At 49.8% G+C, this 22,431-nt stretch carries 15 protein-coding genes; 7 read left to right on the forward strand and 8 right to left on the reverse strand.

The features are described 5' to 3' along the window. Nucleotides 1-4 precede the first annotated feature (4 nt). The 7 genes from ACGG90_RS02550 to ACGG90_RS02580 all read right to left on the reverse strand — a co-directional run bounded on the left by ACGG90_RS02550 (nucleotide 5) and on the right by ACGG90_RS02580 (nucleotide 9,246). Complete coding sequence (locus ACGG90_RS02550; protein ID WP_390405462.1) at nucleotides 5-3,124, reverse strand: alpha-mannosidase; 3,120 nt, start codon at nucleotides 3,122-3,124, stop codon at nucleotides 5-7. Between the two features lie 125 nt (nucleotides 3,125-3,249). Further along, the gene (locus tag ACGG90_RS02555; RefSeq protein ID WP_390405464.1) at nucleotides 3,250-4,275 is read right to left on the reverse strand and encodes a glycoside hydrolase family 76 protein; all 1,026 of its coding nucleotides are present in this window, start codon (nucleotides 4,273-4,275) and stop codon (nucleotides 3,250-3,252) included. Between the two features lie 30 nt (nucleotides 4,276-4,305). Beyond that, nucleotides 4,306-5,010, reverse strand: a complete 705-nt coding sequence (locus ACGG90_RS02560; protein WP_390405466.1) for a YesL family protein — start codon at nucleotides 5,008-5,010, stop codon at nucleotides 4,306-4,308. A 65-nt stretch (nucleotides 5,011-5,075) separates the two neighbouring features. After that, nucleotides 5,076-5,708, reverse strand: a complete 633-nt coding sequence (locus tag ACGG90_RS02565; RefSeq protein WP_390405468.1) for a YesL family protein — start codon at nucleotides 5,706-5,708, stop codon at nucleotides 5,076-5,078. 31 nt (nucleotides 5,709-5,739) lie between these two features. Next, nucleotides 5,740-6,660, reverse strand: a complete 921-nt coding sequence (locus ACGG90_RS02570; RefSeq protein WP_390405471.1) for a carbohydrate ABC transporter permease — start codon at nucleotides 6,658-6,660, stop codon at nucleotides 5,740-5,742. 15 nt (nucleotides 6,661-6,675) lie between these two features. Continuing rightward, on the reverse strand, nucleotides 6,676-7,644 hold the full coding sequence (locus ACGG90_RS02575) for an ABC transporter permease (protein ID WP_390405474.1): 969 nt from the start codon (nucleotides 7,642-7,644) through the stop codon (nucleotides 6,676-6,678). Nucleotides 7,645-7,692: 48 nt separating this feature from the next. After that, nucleotides 7,693-9,246, reverse strand: coding sequence for a hypothetical protein (locus tag ACGG90_RS02580; RefSeq protein ID WP_390405476.1), 1,554 nt, complete (start codon nucleotides 9,244-9,246; stop codon nucleotides 7,693-7,695). A gap of 411 nt (nucleotides 9,247-9,657) precedes the next feature. Between ACGG90_RS02580 and ACGG90_RS02585 the strand changes: the two genes are divergently transcribed. Continuing rightward, nucleotides 9,658-10,767, forward strand: coding sequence for a GntR family transcriptional regulator (locus tag ACGG90_RS02585; protein ID WP_390405478.1), 1,110 nt, complete (start codon nucleotides 9,658-9,660; stop codon nucleotides 10,765-10,767). 161 nt (nucleotides 10,768-10,928) lie between these two features. Here ACGG90_RS02585 and ACGG90_RS02590 read toward each other — a convergent pair whose 3' ends face one another. Continuing rightward, entirely contained in the window at nucleotides 10,929-12,650 is a 1,722-nt protein-coding gene (locus ACGG90_RS02590; RefSeq protein ID WP_390405480.1) for a glycoside hydrolase family 2 protein, read from the reverse strand. 103 nt (nucleotides 12,651-12,753) lie between these two features. Here ACGG90_RS02590 and ACGG90_RS02595 point away from each other — a divergent pair, with 103 nt between their 5' ends. The 6 genes from ACGG90_RS02595 to ACGG90_RS02620 all read left to right on the forward strand — a co-directional run bounded on the left by ACGG90_RS02595 (nucleotide 12,754) and on the right by ACGG90_RS02620 (nucleotide 22,412). Then, on the forward strand, nucleotides 12,754-13,575 hold the full coding sequence (locus tag ACGG90_RS02595; RefSeq protein ID WP_390405482.1) for an AraC family transcriptional regulator: 822 nt from the start codon (nucleotides 12,754-12,756) through the stop codon (nucleotides 13,573-13,575). Between the two features lie 429 nt (nucleotides 13,576-14,004). Continuing rightward, entirely contained in the window at nucleotides 14,005-15,795 is a 1,791-nt protein-coding gene (locus ACGG90_RS02600) for a family 43 glycosylhydrolase (RefSeq protein ID WP_390405485.1), read from the forward strand. Between the two features lie 70 nt (nucleotides 15,796-15,865). After that, nucleotides 15,866-18,142: a glycoside hydrolase family 31 protein gene (locus ACGG90_RS02605; protein WP_390405487.1), complete on the forward strand. Its 2,277-nt coding sequence runs from the start codon at nucleotides 15,866-15,868 to the stop codon at nucleotides 18,140-18,142. Nucleotides 18,143-18,226: 84 nt separating this feature from the next. Then, on the forward strand, nucleotides 18,227-19,363 hold the full coding sequence (locus ACGG90_RS02610) for a GntR family transcriptional regulator (protein ID WP_390405490.1): 1,137 nt from the start codon (nucleotides 18,227-18,229) through the stop codon (nucleotides 19,361-19,363). Next, the gene (locus ACGG90_RS02615) at nucleotides 19,344-20,006 is read left to right on the forward strand and encodes an SGNH/GDSL hydrolase family protein (RefSeq protein ID WP_390405492.1); all 663 of its coding nucleotides are present in this window, start codon (nucleotides 19,344-19,346) and stop codon (nucleotides 20,004-20,006) included. Before ACGG90_RS02610 ends, ACGG90_RS02615 begins: the two co-directional genes overlap by 20 nt. Nucleotides 20,007-20,072: 66 nt before the next feature. After that, nucleotides 20,073-22,412: a glycoside hydrolase family 3 protein gene (locus tag ACGG90_RS02620; protein WP_390405495.1), complete on the forward strand. Its 2,340-nt coding sequence runs from the start codon at nucleotides 20,073-20,075 to the stop codon at nucleotides 22,410-22,412. The last annotated feature ends 19 nt before the right edge of the window (nucleotides 22,413-22,431 follow it).

The raw sequence follows: 22,431 nt of genomic DNA on the forward strand, positions 1-22,431 counted from the left end.
ATCCCTAGCGACTAAAAGCAACGGTTACGATTTGATAAGGCTTCAACGAAATTTCAAACCAGCCATCAACAGCTGCAATGGTTTGTTGCGCCACTTCAGCAAGATTAGTCAATGCGGCTGCTTGATAAGTAAATTGCGGCTTGAACTTCAAGGTCGAGCAAGCGCCACTGTAATCATGCAGGCGCAAGATCACGCGCTGGCCGTCTTCGCTTTGCTTGATGGCATCTACTGCTACTGGCAGCTGATCTGCACCGAAGGCAAATAATGCTTGCTGATCATCTGCCACTTGGCCAACAGCTTGCGTCAATGGTACGTTCAATTCACTGGCTTGTTGTTCCACGCCGCCTTCAACAAAGTTGCCGCGATGTGGCAGCAGGCTGTAGGTGAAGTGGTGCGTGCCTTGATCCGCCTCTGGATCTGGGCCTTGGCCTGACTTGATCAAAGACAGCGACAAGGTATGTTCGGTGATGTCATAGCCATACTTGGCATTGTTAAGCAGCGCCACGCCATAATCCGGCCGGGACAAATCGCCCCACTTGTGGCCAACTGTTTCAAACTTGGCCACGTCCCAAGACGTGTTGCGATGTGTCGAGCGGCGCACATTGCCATATTGAATGTCATAAGTGGCTTCATTGGCTTGCACCGTTGTGTCAAAAGCGACCCGCAATAGTTGATGGTGTTCATGCCATTGCACTTTGGTATCAAAGTCGATGCGCGGCGAGCCTGCAGTTAAGATCATTTGTTGGGTGATCGTTGAGGCTTGGAAGCGATAAGTGAACGTGACCACAGTACGCAAAGCTGAATATTCCGTGACTTGAACCTGATTGGCCTGCAGCTGGGTGGCTTTGTCCACATAGTCGGCGTCGATGTTCCAATTGTCCCAATCCAGCGGCCGATCTTCATAAACTGTTAAGCGGTTGCCTCCCAAGCTATTGATGACTTCTTGCTGATTGGTCTTGTCATACACTGAAGTCAACACGCCGCTTGCATCCCAAGTTACCCGATATTGCGCCGTTTCAACGCCTTGGCCAGCAGTTTCAGCTGGCAATGCGTCAGTGGCATCTGCGCCTGCCACGAACTTCAACGTCATTTCACTTAACGCCGGTACCACTGGCGTTTGCACGATCAGCGCAGTGCCTTGCCGCACACTGGTCAATACGGTGCCATCTTCGGTTTCATAATGTCCAGCATTAGGTTGGTCAACGGTGATCACCGCTTGGCGCGCCCAAGCCAAATCATTGCGCACCGTCAAGGCCGTTTCAAGCTGACCGCGCAAGGCTTGATCCAAATCAGCATTCAACGCCTTGATGCCGGCAAAAGCCTGCTGATATTCTGCCGCATTATCGGTATAGACTTCATGGATCGAAGACCCTGGCAGGATATCATGGAACTGGTTGCGCATCACGATTTGCCATAGTGCTTGGATCTTTTCCGCCGGATAAGGCACATTGGCATAGACCTGTGCCTCAGTGGCGCGGATCTCCAACGCCCGCAAGGCATATTCGAGTTGGCGATTTTCTTTCTTGACTCGCGCTTGTGACGTATAGGTCCCGCGGTGATATTCGAAGTATAACTCCCCAGCCCATTGCGGTACCGCCTGGCCGCTAGCGGCAAAGTTCGCCCGCAGCTGCTTGAAGAAATCGTCGACCCGTGTCGGGTGCACGCTTGGCAAACCTGGCAGCTCGTTCATGATCTGTTCGTTTTCGACCATTTCCCGAGTTGGGCCGCCGCCGCCATCGCCGTAACCCATCGACAACAGCAAGTCGTCGTTTTGCAGCTTGTCTTGATAGCGATGGTAACTGCCTAAGACACTGTGCGGTGTCAGCTGGCCGTTATAGGTGGCAAAGAAGCCGTCACCATGCTTGTAGTCGTCGCCTTGATCAACCGTGGTGATGAAGTAGGTCAAAACCTTGCTGCCGTCGATGCCTTCCCAATCGAAGGTATCATGCGGCATGTGGTTGGTATCGTTCCAAGAGATCTTGGTGGTCATGAAGTTATGAATATCAAAGCCCAGCATGATCTGCGGCAAAGCAGCGGAATAGCCGAAGACATCAGGCAGCCACAACACGGTTTGTTTGGCATTGAATTCCTGTTTGAAGAACTTCCCGCCATACAAGAATTGACGCGTAATCGATTCACCTGATGGAATATTCATATCCGGTTCCAGCCAAGTGGCCCCATCAGGCTCCCAACGCCCTTCTTGGACCCGCTGCTTGATTTGTTCATAGAGCTGCGGATAATCATGCTTCACGAAATCATAAACTTGCGGCGTGCTGTGCATGAACACATACTCAGGATATTGCTTCATCAGACTCAATTCAGTGGCAAAAGAGCGCCCAGTCTTCTCTCTGGTGTGCTGCAGCCGCCACAACCAAGCCACATCGATATGGGTGTGGCCGATTGCAGCAATGTTGAACTGCTTGTCTTGGCCAGCATGCGCTTTGGTGAACTGATGGATCAATGCCAATGCCTGCTTGGTATTCTCGGCAAAAGCCGCATGGCCCAGCGCCCCGAAGTTGAATAACTTAACAACTTGGTTCATCACATTCAAGTAGGCATACTTCAGCGGTTCATCATCGTCAAATTCAGCCACGGTTTGCGCCATGACGTCCAAATAACGCCAGGTGTAATAACCATCCGCATCAAAGACGCCGCCGCGGATCGCGTGATAAGTATAAACCGGCTCAGGATATAAGGTATTGCTGCCTAAGCCTGTCCAGAAGCAAATGGCGATGGTCACTTGCTGATACCGGTAACTGTCATCCAACATGATGTCGCGGTGATTGCCATCGACAGCTTGGATCGGCATGCCATCGGCAAACACCATGCCTTCAGCGATCGAGTTGCCATTATCTTGATTGCTTAGCACCTGGACATTGATTTGATATTGCGCACCATCAGCCAATGCCGGCACCACCACTGGAAACTTCAGCCAATAATATTGGTCATGGCCGCTGAATTGCTGGCCTGGGGCAAAAGCACTAAATTCTGCCGCTTCTGGTAAGGTCGTATGGGTCGGTCGTTGATCGTGGAAAATGCTGACTTGATAAGTGTCTTGTAACTCATTCTCCCAGAATTCCTTGATCAAATGCGTTTGTTGTTGCAATTTTCTTAGACTAAACAATGTTCCACCTCATCATTTCCCGCGCATCATTGCACGTGCGTTTGAGCTTTTTATAAATTAAGTGACGCGAAGTTTCCCCTATCGCAAAGATAGCTACCTACAATTAGTAGATAGCTATCAGTTAATCATTCGATTGCGGCAGCAGCTTCAAGCGACATGACAGCACCTACTTCGTCTGATAAGAGGATCGCTTGACCCTCCTGATATGGCTGCCAATTACGATCAGCCATTAACGTCTCTTCGATGAAGTCATTCTTCACCAATACCTGTACTGCATTCAAGATGAAGTCTTTGAGAAATTCCTCGTGACTCGCCTTGTATAACAACACCATGTAACGGTATAAGATTCCTTTAAACAACCCAGCATCTCCACCGTCGCCGCCATCCAACAAGATCCCTTCCGGCGCGAAGGTCTTAATGGCCGTCTTGGCACATTTAAGCGCCTTGTCCAAGTAACGCGGGTCTCGCGTTACATGATAGAACTCGACTAATGCGCCGATATAGGTGCCTTGATTATACGTGAACTGCCATGGATCAACTTCATTAGTCCCACGACTGTTGATCCCATCATTGACAAATTCGGTGACTGGATCCACCAGCGTGTAATGCAGCCAATGCAAGATCTCCAAGCTGGTCTTGAGATACACAGGATCAGGATCCACTTGGTACAAACGCAGCGCCAAGATCATTAGCGGCCCATTGACCGGTGTGTTCTTGTAATTGATCTGCGTCCGCTTCCAAGCAAAGCCGCCACCGGCTGCCAAGTTCCAGCCAGTCGTGAAAATATCTTGGCAAACATCTTTGGCATCATCGAGATAAGTCTGCTTCCCGGTGATTTCGTATAACCGCAGTGCAGCCAAGGCATTCCACAACATGTCGTCATAGAACTCATGCGTTAAGCGCCCATAGTTGCGGTTCTTATTCGCCAAGTACGCCGCTTCGGCCCCTTGACGATAAGTTTGATTCTGACCGCGCAGATACCCATCGATCCGCGTGTCGACCAAATGTGCCACCCACCAATAATTAAAAATCGCGTTATCCTGAGCTGATCGCACAGGATAAACATTATTGACATACTGATGCGGATCATCGCTAGCAAACAGTTTATCAATGCTTTGCTGGCCAAGATCAGCATATTCTACAAATGTCATGTCCACTCCTCACTCGTGTCGCTCAACTCGCTACTTGCCTGCTAGGCGAGCTTCATCATCAGATGCTTCACCTGATTCAGTCACCGCCGATTCATTCGGGTGTTGGCTATGCGGCTCAAACGCTGTGAAAACAGCCATCTGCACAGGCACCGCCAGATAAGCCAGCAAAGCAAAGCCAAACAAGACGAACACCATCATCCCCAGTGCCAATAACCAAGCCGTTGATGGCAAGACCAACAAGCAACTAATCACAGTGATCAGAAGCACCGCAGTTTGCCGCCATTTGATCACGCCCATTACCACACAGGCTTTGATACTGTGCCACAGCTTATCGTGATAACGCGCGGAATAGCCATAGACATACACGAAGAGGATGCCATACAAGATTGCCGCCCCTAAGACGACGATACCGCCAATGACAAAGCTAAGCGCCGACAAGGCCTGTTGGATCTGTAAGAGGACAAGCAGAAGTATCAGCAGCCACAATTGGATCAAGCCCAAGCTGAGCCCGCGGCCAAAATTATCTTTCCACGCTTTGAAGTAGGTTCTCACCAGCTTTGTGTCTTGGTGTTCGTTGACCATGCTGAAGGTCACCTTAAACAACGCGGTAGTGCTGACACCAATCGTGACGATCGGCAAGCACGTTAACAGATAAATTAGATTAAGTATGGTCAAATTGGCGAGTTTGCTGCCGACATGGGTGAACAAACTATCCGAGTTAGACGAATACTTCATGGCAAATCCCCCTTATGCAGGTACTGACCCTATCCTTCTAACGAACTGAGTTATTGCTACAATTGTCAGCGCTGCTTTTCAAATGAGGTGAACACATCAAGCTCAACTGCTGATGCCAGATATGCCAACCCGGAGAAACCAAAGGCGGTCAAGATCATCATGCCCAATGCCAAGAGCCACGCAGCAGAAGACATCAGCAGGACAATTGCGATAAGCGTAATCAACAGCGCAGCGCTTTGCTGCCACTTACGCAAACCCATCTGCACACAAGCCTTCAGACTGTTCCAATAAGTATCATTGTAGCGGCTGGTATATGCGTACACATAGACAAAGGCCAGACCATAATACATTGCCGCAACAAGCACGCCAACGCCGCCAATAACAAAGCTGATGGTTGGTAACACTTGCTGGATCTTCAGGAGGATGACCAGAAGGACTGTTAGCGCTATTTGAGTTAGCCCTAAAGCCAAACCGCGAGCAAAGTTTTCTTTCCAAGCAGAGAAGTACAGTTTAACCAGACCTGTATTTTCGTTCGTATTAATCATCTTAAAGGTGACCGTAAATAATGCGGTTGTGCTGATCCCAATTGTTACAATGGGAATGCACGTCACCAGAAAAACGACGTTCAACATGACGAGATTCACAAGCATGCCACCCACTCGGGAGAATAAGCTATCTGAGTTAGCCAAATACTTCATAGTTGATCACTCCTTCGAATCCGTATTTCGATCAGCCCTTCAAAGATCCAATCATGACGCCTTTCGTGAAGTACTTCTGCACGAAAGGATAGACACACATGACTGGAAGGGTGGAAATTACAATTACTGAATACTTAATCGTCTCGGCAAATTGGTTGATCCCAGCTGATGAAGAACCTTGAGCACTATTCAGTGCAGCATCATTAGCAATCAACACACTGCGCAAAACATTCTGAATTGGCAGCAAGTTACTATCCTCAATATAAATCGAGGCACCAAACCAACTGTTCCACGTCCCAACGAAATACCAAAGCAGAATGACAGCCAACGTCGGCTTAATCAGTGGCAGCACGATCTTGGTCAGAATCGTGAAGTCAGTGGCCCCGTCCATATAAGCTGATTCAACCAGCGAATTTGGAATGGCGTCGATAGCCGATTTGCAGACGATCGCGTTATAGAGACTCAACGCCCCAGGAATGATCAGAGCCCATAAGTTGTTATACAAACCCAATTGCCGCTGGTTCAAGTAACCTGGAATTAACCCACCACCAAAGTACATGGTGAACAGCAGATAGATCATAATCGGCGTCTTGAACATCATGTCTTTAGCAGACATGAAGTAGCCGCAAAAGACTGTCATGATCATCTGTAAAGGCAGCGAGAAAATCAGAATGAAGAAGATATTCCGAAACCCTGAGACAACCAGAGGGTGCGCAAGTGCCTGACGATACGCCATAATTGAAAAGTTGTGTGGCCACAGCAGCCGGCCCAAGTTGGCTTGGATCGACGCAGTATCCGAAAACGATGCCATCACCACAAACCAAATTGGATAGAGACACACTATCATGAGAAAAATCATGAAGGCGGTATTGAACCCGCCAAAGATCCGGTCGCCGGTAGTTTCCTGCAGCAGCTCCTTGGACTTAGGCTTATGCCTTGAGAATAATTCCATCTTGTCTTCTCCTTTCTAGAAGAGCCCACTGCCACTGACCTTCTTGGAAATGGTATTAGTAATCACAAGCAACGTCACGTTCACTAAAGTATTCAATAACCCAATCGCCGCGGAATAACTATAGTCCGCGTTGAGCAACCCTAGTCGATAAGTATACGTTGAGATCACATCAGCCACAGAATAGGTCGACGGGGAATACAGCAACAGAATCTTTTCAAAACCGACACCTAAGAGTCCGCCCATTCCCAAGATAAACAGCAAGATAATTGTTGGCCGCAGTCCTGGTAACGTAATATGCCACATTTGCTCCATCCGACTTGCGCCATCCATCCGGGCTGACTCGTACAGCTCAGAATTGATTGATGACAGCGCTGCTAAGTAAATGATTGAACTCCACCCTGCGTTTTGCCAAATATCCGAGATAACATAAATCGGAATAAACAAATGTGGCGAGGCAATCATGTTGGTTTTTGCAATCCCAAACCAGGACAAGAACTCAGGAATCAGCCCGTCACTTTGAACGAAGAAACGAATCAAGCTGCACATAATGACCATTGAAATAAAGTAAGGCATGTACGAAATGGTCTGCACCAGCCGTTTGAAAACTTTATTGTGAATCTCATTAATTAACAGCGCCAAGATGATTGGTGCTGGGAACCCGAAGATCATGCTGATCACGCTGATACGCAAGGTGTTGCCCACCACGCGCCACGCATTCGAGTCGTGGAAGAAACGAGTGAAATTGGCAAATCCAACCCAGGTGCTTCCCGAAATTCCTAGCCGTGGTACATAGTCTTGAAACACCATCAGCAACCCATACATTGGGCGATAAGCAAAGACGAAAATGTAAACGATAATGGGCATGACCATGATATACTTCAGGCCATTATTTTTGAGATCACGTTTCAGGCGCAGCGAGAACTTCATTTTGTGCGGTTTGCCTGATTTTTGGGGTAATACTGGAGTGGCAATCTCTGAATCCATTGTCTCATCCCCTTTTTAATTTTGAAATAACATCAAGCTAACCGTAAGTTAACGCTTCTGGAAGCGATCGTACGCAGCCTGACGAATCTTCAGATCTTTCTGAAGCCCATCCTTGTTCATCCGATCGATCAAGGCCTTGTAGGTGGAATCGTTGATTGGCTGCTTACCTGTAATGAACTTGCTGGTTTGCTCAGCAAGGTACGTGCTGATCGTGTTTTCAAGACTTGCTGCAGTCTTGGATTCAGCATTAGTCAATGTGACCGCTGGCATAACTTTCTTCATGTAGCCTTTGCCAGATGCATACCAAATCTTCGAGCCATCTGTGTCAGGCTTCGTCAGCATACCACCTTCAGCCAACTGAACACCGGCACCATTGTGGGCTTCGCCATAAAGAAAGCGGCCTTCGCCAATCCCGCGTGGGTTGTTGGTAACCTTGTCCGTCAACACAACTTTGCCATTCTTGATGTTATAGGATTCGCCTTTGATACCATAGTTCCAGTAGTAGATACCCTTCTTGGAAAAGGCGTAATCCATCCACTTAAACGCTTCGTCAAGTTTGCTTTCTGGACAAGAAGTTGAGATTGCAAAACCATTTGCGCTGTACTTATTGCCGCCAAAGATTGAGGCAGACTCAGCACCATCCGCTTGTTTTGGATAACCCACTGCTTCAAAGCGACTAGCGGTTTTGTTCTTGGCCTGGGTATCGTTCCAGTTGCCGACATCGGCACCACTGCCAATGGTTGCAGCAACTTTGCCCTTGGCGACCTTTGTCGCAAGGCCTTCGCCATCAAGCGTTTCAAAGTCCTTGTCAATTAAACCGCGCTTGTACAACGAAGCGTACCAAGTCATCAAATCTTTCCAATTCTTACTTGTTTGCGGAACTTTGACCTTACCGTTATCCACGTAGTAATTGAGCGCGCTAGTCCCGTATGCGCCAAATGCACCGGCAAAGCCCGGAGATGCAACCCCTTGGGTCGTCAGCGTTGCGCCAAACTTCTTCTTGGCCGCAACCAGATAGGCATCCCATTCCTTGATATTGGTTGGTTCCTTCATACCAAGTTTGTCCAAATATGTTTTGTTAATGATTGGTCCTTGCCAAGAAGTCATCCAATCGTATTGCTTGGTGTAACCAAACATGTAATACTTACCACTATCAGTGCGCATCGCCTTAGCAAAGTCCGGATGTGCCTGTAGGTAAGCCCAGTAATTTGGCGCCTTCTTCTTAATATCCGGCGTCAAGTCACGAATAATGCCTTGTTTAATGTACTGATCTGCCTTGTCCATGAAACTATAACCCATGATGTCAGGCAGATCCTTCTGAGCGGTGATCAGGTTAAAAGCTTGATCGCCAGTGTTCCCTTTGGCAGGAAACTTCCAATCCACAGCAATGCCAGTTGCTTTGGCGTACCCGGCATGCCACGGAGAATCATGCCAAGTTTTCGCTGAGGTAGCTGGTGTTGCAAACTGCGTCCAGACTGTCAGCTTTTGGTTCTTGCTGCTGCTATCGTTTGAGGACTTTTTGCCACAACCCACCAAGCCAAACGCACTGACTGCCATGACCGCAGAGGCGGCCATCAGCAGTACCTTGTGTTTCGTGTTCATTATTTTCCCTCCTAAAATAAGAGCGTTGTATACAATTAACGGTCAACCCATACTCACGTCTATGACTCACACGACCCCCTTTAAGCCATGCCAGCCATTTCCAATTAACTGTGAAGGTGAACTTACATACCGAGAGCCGGGCTAACAGTCCACTACCGAAATTGAAGGAACCATCTAAATCTGCGTTCTATATCCTAGCACCAATTACCCACAAAAGCTTAACAATAGTCGTTCGCGCGCCGATTGACTATATTTATATATTATTGGATCCACGGAGAATATACCCCGTATTCAAGCACGTGTCAACGCTTACAGGAAAAATAATTTTGGCCTTGATTTTTAATTTCTCGATATTATTATATTAAATATAAAAGAATCCGCGATCGACCGGCCTTGCCAAGGAGGCAACACATGTCTAAGACACCCTTGTACTACACGATATATCAACAACTTCAATCCGACATTCGTTCAGGCAAGTATCCATTGGGAGCAAATTTACCCACCGATCATATCTTGAGCGAACAATTCAACGTCAGCGTCATCACGATCAAGAAAGCCATGGAATTACTCTCGGCCGATGGGTATATCACGCGCAAGCCCCGTAAAGGTACGACCGTAACGGCAACTACACCGCTTGAGCCGCAGCCAACGAACCACTCACATCTTCTATTCGGGTTGGTGACTACTAACTTCACTGACTATTTCGGCACGACAATCTTAAGAAGCATCCTCTATGCCGAGCCTGATAAAGTCGACTTCATCGTCAAGATCAGTTATGGCGATCGCCAAGTTGAAAGTCAGGCGATCAACGAACTGATTGCCATGGGCGTGCAAGGATTGATCATTCTACCAACCTCGTCTGAGTACGTTTCACCTAAGCTCATCGAACTCATCGCCAAGAATTTCCCAGTGGTCGTGCTCGACCGGCTGATGGGCGAATTACCGATTTCAAGTGTGAAGACCAATAACGAAGTGGCCGCTAAGGCCTTGACTGACTACCTGATCGATCGCGGTCATACACATTTGGGCATGATCAACGCCAACAGTGCTGTGACGACCATCGATGAACGGATCACCGGCTTTATCTCTGCTCAAATCGAGCACCAGTTGCCGTTTTCACGCACCCAAATCTTCTCGCAAGTCAGTTCTGTCGTTCCCAACTCCGCAGGTAAGCTTGCCGAAGACGTCGCCAAGATCAAGCAATTTCTGTTGGCCGATCCAGCAATCACCGCACTAGTTTGCTCCGAGTTCAATGTGGCTTTACTTGCACAACGCGCATTAGAACAACTTCACAAAGTCATCCCGCGAGACGTCTCCGTGGTTTGTTTCGATTCACCAGCCCGCAATGAATTTGACCCACACCCGTTCACTTTCACCCATATTGAACAAGATGAGAATGAAATAGGCCGTACGGCGGTCAACCTACTGATCAAGAAATACCGCGAGCCGAAGTTCTTTGAAAAAGTTAACCTGTCGTTCAAGCTGATCGAAGGCGACACCGTTGCCCCTAATCATCTTTAAGCGGCCAACTGATTAATCTGGTTGCTTCGGCGAACTGCGTCGCGCAACGCGACGGGATGCGCAAACAGACCTGACGCCTAAGCCGCCAAGTCCGTTCATGTGTTTTCTCCCTGTCTATAAAACTAGCAGTCCGTTGTGCTTTGCCTTAAATCACACACCGTTTAACGTTCGATCGCCGCAATTTGCGCGTTGATCGCTTTAAATAACGCCACATCAAACTTCGGCGTGCGATCGTAATAATACAATCCGTTGCGTTCTTGCTCAACATCATAAAGTTGGGTATAGCAGAAACTACAGATTCGCGGATCATTCAACAATACTTCAGTTAACCCTTTGTAACGCGCCAAGAAAGCTTCTGGCGTCTCTGGTCCATCACCATACCCCCAAGCCGCATCTTTGGCCACATCAGGTGCCCACTTGATGCCCCCATATTCAGATACCGCCAACGGCCAGCCAGCGTGGTAATACTGCCGGCCTTCGTGCTCGTCGCGGAATTGACCGTTTGGCCATTTGCTGCCGTCGAAATGTTCAGCAAACTTTGCTGGATCTTGCTCATAGTCATGCAAATCGTAAACATCAGTTTGCGCAGTGTGGAAGTTCCCGCTGACATCGACACAAGGGCGGCTTGGGTCCAGTTGCTTAGTTGTGGCATAAACGATACTAATGGCGTCTTTGCGCTGCTGACGCCCGTTGATATCCCAAGATTCGTTGAAAGGACACCAAGTAATGATCGCCGGGTGATTGATATCTCGTGCCACAATTTCTTCCCATTCCGGCAAGAAATTGTACAGGCCTTCAGCACTGGCCATGTCCACACCCCAGCTGGCCATTTCGCCCCATACTAAGTAACCCATCTTGTCGCACCAATACAACAAGCGCGGATCATTGGCCTTCTGATGCAGCCGGGCTCCGTTAAAGCCTGCATCCAAAGACAATTGGATATCCTTCTTGAAAGCCTCATCAGTTGGCGCGGTGTAGATTCCGTCCGGATAGAAGCCTTGATCAAGCACCAAGCGCTGAAATACCGATTGGTCGTTCAACAAGAATTTCAGCCCGTCAAAGCGCACATCGCGCAAGCCAAAGTAGCTCTTAACCGTATCTGCGCCAAAGCTGACGGTGACATCATACAACCGCCCATGCCCCGCTTCCCAAAGATGCACTTCAGATAGCGGGATCGTGAAGCTGACTTGGCCATGAGCGCCATCAAGTTGTGCTTGACCACACGCTTGGCCTTGGTAGCTGACGGCGACTGCCAAGTCAGCTTGTCCAGCTAACGTTACCGCTACCGTCACGCTTTGTGCCAGCCGGTTGGGGGTGAATTGAACGTCTTGCACATGCACGATCGGCAGGAATTCCAGCCATACTGTTTGCCAGATCCCGGTTGTTCTGGTGTAATCGCAGCCTTGTGATTGATAAGCGCGGCTTTGCTTGCCGCTTGGCTGAGCCCCTGAACGCAAGTGATCAATGGCACAAATCACCAAAGTGTTATCACCTGGCACCAGTGCCGCTTGAATATCAAAGGCAAACGACGCATACCCGCCGCGATGTTGGCCAATTTCTTCACCATTCACGAAAACATGGGCTTCATAATCCACCGCGCCAAAATGCAGCCGCACCACATTCTGCAGTTGTGCTTCGGTCAAGGTGATGTGCCGGCGATACCACACCGCCTGCATGAAGTCTTTCTCATTGATCCCGCTAAGCGGACTTTCCGGCGCAAACGGCACTGTGATCTGGCGATCAAACGTTCCAGTCGTTTCGAAGTGCTGATCCAAGCCGCTTGCCCCAGCATCAATCAAGAAATCCCATTGACCATTCAAGTTCTGCCAAGTTTCCCGCTGAAACTGCGGTTGTGGATACTCCGGTCGAGGAATCTGATTCATTGCACTTACCTACCTTCTGCGATTAATTGATATCGCTTACAGTATAAATGTTCTACCGTTCAGCACCATATATAATCCACTTAAAAGAGTGAGGATTTCACGCATGGATGAAACGATTTACGGTTTCTTGCCTTCCCAATTTGAAGATCCGGCGTTGTTTCGTATCGAGCTGGCCGGCATCACCTACCCTTCTGCCAGCTACCACATCACCCGCCGGCCATCTTCAGTATTTGATATTGAATATGTCCAAGCCGGTCGCGGCACCTTAGTGATCAACCAGCAGCGCGTCAACGTCAAAGCCGGCGACACTTATTTGCTAATGGCAGGCGACGACCATGATTACTGGTCAGACCCTAAAGCGCCTTTGCAGAAGATCTGGGTCAACGCAGCAGGCAGTGTGATCCAACAGCTTTGTGATCAATATCAATTAGGCAGCCAAATCTTGTTCTCAGGCCTGAACACCCAAGCGATCCTTGATCGCATCTTGGCTTTCTGCCACAAAACATACTTAGATCCCCAAGCCAGAACCATGCAAGGCACTGTGCTGGTTCACGAGCTGCTGCTGACGCTTCATCATGAGCAGCAGCAACACTTGCCGAATCTCCATGCCCCATTGGCAGAACAAATGCGTATCTACTTAGACAACCACCTGGAAAGTCCTGTGGCCATCACCACGCTGGCTGCGGCGATCAATCTTTCCCCGGCGCAATTGACGCGCCAGTTCAAGACGGCATTCGGCTTGCCGCCTTACCAATACCTGCTGAATCGGCGGATCGCCATGGCCAAGATCTTGCTCACCCATACGAATTTGACTAGTGCCCAAATCGCCAATCGCCTGGCTTTCAGCGATCCACATTACTTCTCTAACGTCTTCTTGACCAAAGTCGGCCAGCGCCCCAGTCAGTGGCGCAAGCAAGGCCGCTAAACCGCGACTTAGGTTGGTGTATGCGGCAGCCAGGCAGATCACAGATCAACATATTGATATATTCTAGTAATTATTTTCCGATATGACGCGACTATACCCAACAAAATTGACGAAAATAATGGGCAGATTACCGATTGACTTGGAATGCGCATAATTATTATACTCAGTTCGGTGAAAGGGCTTGCTAACGTTACCTTGCGCCTTGAAACTCCGGCAAACCCTCTTACTAGCGACTTATGCTATTTTGCAATTTATGCACCTTCTCATGCCGTTTTCCAGTGGGCATTCATGTTCAACGCCTTAGCGCTGATCACCAAGGAAACACATGTCATCATCGATTAAACTTATTACGCTCCACATTAAGTACGGAAAATCGTTTATCTACTGGTTTTACAACTACCTTTTCATAGTAGAAAGGAGCCTCTAAGTATGTACTATTGCAATCCGATCAATATCGAGTACAAATATCAGCGCTTCCCCAATGATGATCACGACCACCCGACGCTTTATCGGGAAGCTGCAGATCCGACCTTGATTTATTTCATGGACCAATACATGCTCTTCCCTTCGGTTTCAGGCGGTTTCTATACAAGTACTGATTTGTGCAACTGGGCCTTTCACAAGTTTCCCTTTGACATGCCAATTTACGACTACGCGCCAGACGTTTGTGTCATCGGCGACTATCTCTATTACACAGCCTCTGCCAGCGATGAGAATTGCTCGTTTTACCGGACAACAGATCCTTTCACCAGGCCTTTCGAAGAAATCACCGGTACTTTTCCTTTCTGGGATCCGCATCTTTTCCGTGATGATGATGGCCGCCTCTACTTCTACTGGGGTTGTTCCAACGAATCGCCGCTATATGGCGTTGAACTGGATGCCACCACGCTGACAATGATCGGCACACCACAACTGCTAATGGAACTGCACCCGCACAAGAATGGTTACGAACGTGTTGGTGATGATAATGTTGCGCCGTTAACTGATACTGAAATTCTGCAACACGTCCAACAAGCCATCGAATCGCTCAAGGATCCGCAAGATATCCGCGAAATCAATCGACGCTTCCACGACTTGCGTAGACAATTTAGTTACGATTCGTGGCTTGAAGGCGCATGGACCAACAAAATCGGTGATACATACTACTTACAATATGCATGCCCCGCAACTGAATATAATATCTACTGCGACGGGGTGTATACTGCTAAATCACCCCTTGGGCCCTTTATCCAAGCGCCGAACAACCCCTTCTCATATCAGCCTGGTGGCTTTATGACCGGGGCCGGCCATGGCTCAACGGTTGTTGCGCCAGACAAGCGTCTCTGGCACATCTCGTCATCTCAAATCAGCATCAATCATATCTTTGAACGGCGCCTCGGTTTATGGAAAGCTGGTGTCGATGCAGCCGGGGAACTCTATTGCGATCAACGTTTCGGCAATTGGCCAATCAACCGCGACGCACCAGCATTCTCTGATCCTGACTGGATGTTGCTTTCTTATCACAAGCCTGTCAAAGCGTCATCTGGCACGAATCTGGACCAGGTCGTTGACGAAAACGCCAAGACTTGGTGGACCGCCGCTGATCATACACCTGAGCAGTGGGTAGAAGTTAATTTGACTGCAGTTAAAGACGTCCGTGCCATTCAAATTAACTTTGCCGATTGCAACCAATACGATGCCCAAGCCGCCGCCAGCCTTCCAGAAGCTGCGCCTAACGCATCGCGTTATATTGAACTTCGCCAAATGTTCACCCGTTGGCAATTGGAAGGCTCATTAGACGGCAATAACTATTTCATGATCAAGGACAATTCATCGGCTCAAACAGACCTTTCGCATGATTGTTGGATCGATGAAACCGGAATAAAAGCGCAATACATTCGTCTGACAATTAAATCTTTGCCTTATGATCAGGTGCCGGCAATTTCAGGCATTCGTGTATTTGGTATCTCAGACGGAAAGTTGCCTAATCAAATCGATGACTTCACCGCCAATTCGCTCACAGATGAAGACATGCTGGTTTCCTGGGCAATAAGCAACCAAACCGGCGTCGTAATCAGTTGGGGCCATCGCGCAGACAAGCTGTATCACAGTCGCACCGTTATTGACCAGGGCCAACAGGTGATTAGCGCCTTGGTGCAAGGCCAGCCGGTCTTTATGCAAATCGATGCTTTCAACGAAGCTGGCGTTACACACGGCAAGGTGTTTCAAGTTAGATCCTGATGTATTCAATTAGTTGATTGGGATTGGATACGAAAGATATCGATCCTCGTTTATATACTTGGAGGCAATCATGGAATCAGCTGCAATGACTTTTGAATTTGGTCAATATCAAATCGCTGTGATCACGGCTTCAATCGTGCGCATCAGCGCCCGCGCATCACCAACACCGTCTTATGCCGTCGTTGGCGATGCGATCCCGGTAGCAGTTACCATTACCCGCACCACCAGTTTCTTATCGCTAAGCACGACAGCGATGCAAGTCGTCGTCGATCAAGCCGGCCACGTCGATGCCTTCGCTCCTGATGGGACCCCGCTGGTTTGCGATTATCGCCAGCAGCGAATACCGTTGGCTCGTGACATCAGCGAAGAACAAGCCGAGTTAGTCCAAGCAGAAGGCCATCACGTGACCAAAGCCGTCGACTCAGCGCCAGTTTCAGTGGTCAAAGCCATTCACGCAAACGAACATTTCTACGGTTTAGGCGATAAAACAGGCTTTCTGGATAAGCGTGGTTATGTCTACGAGAACTGGAATACAGACGAACCTTCCCAGCTTGAAGAAACGACTCGGATATACAAAAGCATCCCCTTTGTCATTGGCTTACATGACGGGCATCCATACGGGCTGTTTTTCGATAATACATATCACAGCCGCTTTGATCTCGGTCATGAGAATCCTGAATACTTCGTCTACAGTGCCGAAGATGGCGTGCTTGATTACTATTTGATTGCCGGGCCTACGATGGCTGAGGTGGTAACGAATTACACCTACCTGACCGGCCGCACGCCGCTGCCGCAGAAATGGACGCTTGGTTATCAACAGTCGCGCTTCAGTTACAAAACTGCCCAAGAGGTACGCCAAATCGCCAACCATTTCCGCCAACTGGCGCTGCCGATTGACGCGATCCACTTAGACATCGACTATATGGATGGCTATCGGGTCTTCACCATCGATCCCAGGCGTTTCCCTGATATGCCAGCACTAGCCAATGAGTTGCGTCAGCAAGGCATCAAGCTGGTGAGCATCATCGATCCCGGCGTCAAAGAAGATCCCAATTACCCAATCTATCAACAAGGTGTTGCCAAGCACTTGTTTGCCTTGGCGCCTGATGGTCAACCTTACATCAATGAAGTCTGGCCTGGGCGCGCGGCTTACCCAGACTTTGGCCAAGCCAAAACGCGCCAGTGGTGGGCGGACAATCAGCGCTTCTTAGTCGATCACGGGATTTCTGGCGTGTGGAATGACATGAACGAGCCGGCTTCTTTCAAAGGGCCGATTGCCGATGACGCCATTTTCCATGACGAAAACCGGCTCAGTCATATCGATCAAATGCACAACGTCTATGGCCACAACATGGCCAAAGCCACCTATGCAGGTTTGAAAACAGCCACTGGCAAACGGCCTTTTGTGATCACGCGCGCCGCTTATGCCGGCACCCAGCGCTACAGCACCGTGTGGACTGGCGACAACCGCAGTTCCTGGGCGCACTTGCAAATGGCCATCCCGCAATTATGCAACCTTGGGCTTAGCGGCTTCAGCTTCTGCGGCACGGACATCGGCGGTTTTCTGGCGGATACTTCTGCCGAGTTATTGATCCGCTGGGTGCAAGCTGCGCTGTTTAGCCCGCTGTTGCGCAATCACAGTTGTGCGGGCACTCGGCTGCAAGAACCTTGGCAATTCGATGACACAACATTAACCATCTATCGCGATTATCTTAAGTTGCGCTACCGGCTGATCGATTATCTCTACGATTTGATGGCTGCCGGCGAACACACTGGTTTGCCGGTGATGCGGCCTTTGGTGCTGGCTGATGCCAGCGATGAGCACTTGGCTAATCTCAACGATGAATATCTGGTTGGCAGCGACTTGCTGGCTGCGCCGGTGGTGACGCCAAGCACAACCACCCGCCTGATCTACCTGCCGGCTGGCACCTGGATCGATTACTGGACCCACCTGGAATATGCGGGACAACAATATTTGCAAGTTGACGCCCCGCTGGATCGCTTGCCGCTGTTTGTCCGAGCCAATAGCATCTTACCGATCCGACCTGCCAGCGACCATGTCGATGTGGCCGCGGAAACCTCACTGACCTTCCAGGTATGGGGCAGCCAAGGCGAGTATGACCATTATCAAGATAACGGCGAAGATTTCGCCTATCAAGGCGGCGCATATAATCGTTATCACGTGCGCGCCACTGCCGACGCGGCCAGCATCACCTTGACCCATCAAGGCTATGCGCATCCTTATCAAGCCATCACCGTACGCGGATCATTTGGCGAGCAGGTCTTCACTTATGACGCCGCAACCCACCAATATCAACATGATTTATCGCCTCATTGGTTACCTTGATTAATCATATTCTAATTAATAAATTTAGAAGGTATAATTGATCTTAAGTGCACAATAAGCTATTTAACGCTAACGGAGGATATTATGTCTAAAACGCCAATGTATTACTCAATCTACCAGAAGCTCCAAGCCGATATTCGGTCTGGACACTACCCTGTCGGTGAGAACCTGCCGACAGATAAGATCTTGGCTGACAACTTCGACGTTAGCGTCATCACCATCAAGAAAGCCATGGAATTGTTGTCTAACGAAGGCTACGTTGTCCGCAAGCCGCGCAAAGGCACTACCGTTCGCGATGCCAATCCAGTCAAACAACGCGTCTTGAACACCTCGCATGCCTTGTTTGGCCTGATCGTGACGAACTTCACCGATTTCTTCGGCGCCGGGATCCTGCGCAGCATTCTGTCTACTGCCACCGATCATACTGACTTCATTGTCAAAGTCAGCTATGGCAATGTCCAACAAGAAGAACGCGCGATCAGCGAACTGGTTTCCATGGGCGTGCAAGGCCTGATCATTCTACCGGCTTCGTCTGAATATGCGTCGCCGAAGTTATTGGAGTTGACGGCTAAAAATTTCCCGGTAGTCGTTATCGATCGTTTAATGGGTGAGTTGCCAATATCCAGCGTCAAAACCGATAACGAAGCGGCGGCTCGCGCGTTGACCGATTACTTGATCGACCACGGCCACACTCACATCGGGATGATCACTTCCGACAGCCACGTCACCACCATCGACGAACGCATCAGCGGTTTCATGGACGCCCATTTGCGCCGCCAGTTACCGTTCTCGCGCACTCAAATCAATTCCAACATCGATTCTGTTGTTCCCAGCTCGCATGTCCCAATCGACAAAGATCTCACTAAGATCAAGCAATTCTTACTGGCCAACCCTCAGCTCACCGCAGTAGTTGCTTCAGAATACAATATCGCCTTGTTGATCCAACAAGCTGCCACAGCACTTGGCCGCAAGATCCCTGAAGACTTGTCGGTGGTTTGCTTTGACTCGCCGGCATTCAATCCCTATGAAGCACGGCCATTTGTCTTCACCCATATTCAACAAGATCAAGAACAACTCGGCAAAACTGCTGTTAAGCTCTTGGTCAAGAAATGCCACACCCAAGATTTTGTCCAGAAAGTGACGCTGGGCTTCAAATTGATCGAAGGCACCAGCGTCGCAAATTATAAAGGAGTGAACCTCAATGTTATTGAACAAAAATGATACCTTACTTTTCACTGGCGATTCTGTCACCGACTGCGGCCGCGATCGCAACGGCTATCCCGGCACCAGCGAATCCCTTGGCGACGGCTATCCGAATCTGATCAGCGCTGCATTAACCGCAATTTATCCCGAATTAACGATCAAGGTCCAAAACACCGGCGTTAGCGGCGACACCACCAATGAATTGCTTGCCCGCTGGGATCAAGACGTGGTGCAACAACACCCTGACTATGTATCAATTCTGATCGGTGTTAACGATGTTTGGCGCCACTTTGACGCGCCGTTCTACCATCCTAGCGACTTGGTCACGCCTGAAAGCTACCGGGCTAACTATCAAGCGATGATCGACGCGGTTAAAGACCAAGTCAAAGATATCATCATTATCAGTCCTTTCTTCTTTGAACCAGACCGCAGCAACCCAATGCGGGCAATGGTCGATCAATTCCGCGGCATCGCTGAAGACTTGGCTAAGACTAACGGGCTGCGCTATGTCGATGTGCAATCCGTTGTTGACCACTATCTCACCTTGCACGCCAGCTACATTCTCACCGCCGATCGGGTACACCCCAACATCAAAGGCCATATGTTAGTGGCAAACACCTTCTTGCAAGCGATCGGCTTTGACTGGCAACATCAATTCTAACCAGCAATTATTAGACGCAGCTTTGTCAAACACCCATATCAATCCGATAAAGGAGATTTCTAGATTATGCAAAAATGGCAGCGCATTCAATACCAACCCGTCCAACCCCTCGGTGCAGACGGACGCCTGGTCACCGGCTCACCAGCCCACATTGCCTTAGATCGCAAAGCAGCCGCGGCTGGGGCAGTTCTGCTCAAGAATACCGATCACACCTTACCACTGGCCCATGGTACCCATTTGGCCGTGTTTGGCCGCGCCGCGATCGACTACAGCAAAGGCGGCTGGGGCAGCGGCGACGTTAACGCCGCTTTCGCCCAGAATGTAATCGATGGTTTGCAAGAAAAAGCCGCAACCGGCCAAGTCGTACTGGCCGATGATCTGATCAGCTTCTATCAGCAGCACAACGCCAAAGAACTGGCTAACGGCGTAGAAGCCGGCCATATCAGTGAACCGGCAATCCCTGAAGACCTGCTGCAAACCACGGCCGCTTTTGCTGACACCGCTTTGATCGTGATCGGGCGCAATTCCGGCGAAGGCTGGGATCGCAAGGCCGAAGCTGGCGATTATTATCTCAGCGCCGATGAAACCACCTTGATTGCGGCAGTCACGGCGCATTTTGCCAAGGTGATCGTGATCTTGAATATCAGTGTGGCTTCTGACACCAGCTGGTTTGCGCATAATCCTGACATTCAAGCGGCGTTGTTGGCTTGGCAAGGCGGCAATGCCAGCGGCGGGGCGATCGCCGATTTACTCGTCGGCGACGTCAATCCAAGCGGCAAGCTGGTTGACACTTTAGCCGATCGCTTCGAAAGTTATCCATCGGCTGAGCACTTCAACGATTCGGATGATTATGTGGATTACACCGAAGACATCTACGTCGGGTACCGCTATTTCACCACCCAAAACCAGCAAGCCCATGTCAACTATGCATTCGGCCACGGCTTGTCTTATACGACTTTTGCCATTGCGTATCAGCAAGGCCAAGCAGACTCAGACAACTTGACCATCGACTGCACCGTCACCAACACTGGTAGCGCCGCCGGTCAAGAAGTCGTCCAACTTTACGTCCAAGCCCCTCAAGGTCAACTGGGCAAAGCCGCCCGCAGTCTGGTTGCCTTCCAGAAGACCCGCCTGCTGGCTGCTGGCGAGCAGCAGTTCATCCGCTTGACTGTGCCGATTGCTTCAATGGCCAGCTATGACGACACAGGCAAAGTGGTGAAATCAGCTTACTTGCTTGAAGCTGGCGACTACGCCTTCTATTTAGGCAATGCCGTGGACACCGCCGCCAAAATCGCCTTCACCTACCATGAAGCCGCTACTCGCGTTATTCGTCAACTCAGCAGCAAAGTCGCGCCGGTGGCCTTGCCTAAGCGCTTGCTGGCAGATGGTAGCTACGAAACCTTGCCGCAAGGTGAAACGCCTAACGCCTATCACGTGGGCAATCCCGACAACAGCAAGGCCGAGATGAAGCTGTTAGGCACTGACCCGATCGCCCTTGAAGGCGGTGTGGCCACCGATAAGCCGATCCAGTTGATCGATGTGGTTAACCACCAGGCGACCTTAGACGACTTACTCACCCAATTAACTAACGGTGAGCTGATCCATTTGGTTTGCGGCCAGCCTTGCACCGGAGTCGCAGACACCGGCGGCTTTGGCAACTTACCGCGTTACGGGATCCCGAATATGATGACCGCCGATGGCCCTGCCGGCTTACGCATCGGTCCTGATTGCGGCGTTAAGACAACGGCTTGGCCAAGTGCTACGCTATTGGCATGTTCTTGGGATCCAGCCTTAGTCAGCCAAGTCGGCCAAGCTGCTGCGCGCGAGCTCAAAGAGAATAACTTCGGGGTGTGGCTGGCTCCGGCGTTGAATATCCATCGCAACCCGCTGTGCGGCCGTAACTTTGAATACTATTCAGAAGATCCTTATGTCGCTGGGCAAATGGCCGCAGCAATGGTTTCCGGCATTCAATCTGAACATATTGGTGCCACGATCAAGCACTTCTGCTGCAACAACAAAGAAACCAACCGCAACCATGTCGATTCACGAGTTTCTGAACGCGCCTTGCGTGAGATCTATCTCAAAGGCTTTGAAATTGCCGTCACCAAAGCCCACCCGTGGCATGTCATGACCAGCTACAACTGCGTCAACGGCACCCACCCATCAGCCAACGCCGAGCTGCTGAAAGGCATCTTGCGCGACGAATGGGGCTTTGATGGATTGGTAATGACTGATTGGTGGAACCAAGTCGACCAAGTCCAAGAACTGCTTTGCGGCAACAACTTGAAAATGGCCGATGGCGATCCAGTCCGGATCCTTGACGCCTTAAAGAACGGCCGCCTGACCCGCGCCGATTTGGTCGATAACGCGCGTATGGTGTTAACGGTGATCATGCGCGGTGAGTAGTGATTCGCGTCACTTCGGA

The organism is Lacticaseibacillus jixiensis, from assembly GCF_042847315.1.
In the GTDB taxonomy this organism is placed as follows: domain Bacteria; phylum Bacillota; class Bacilli; order Lactobacillales; family Lactobacillaceae; genus Lacticaseibacillus; species Lacticaseibacillus jixiensis.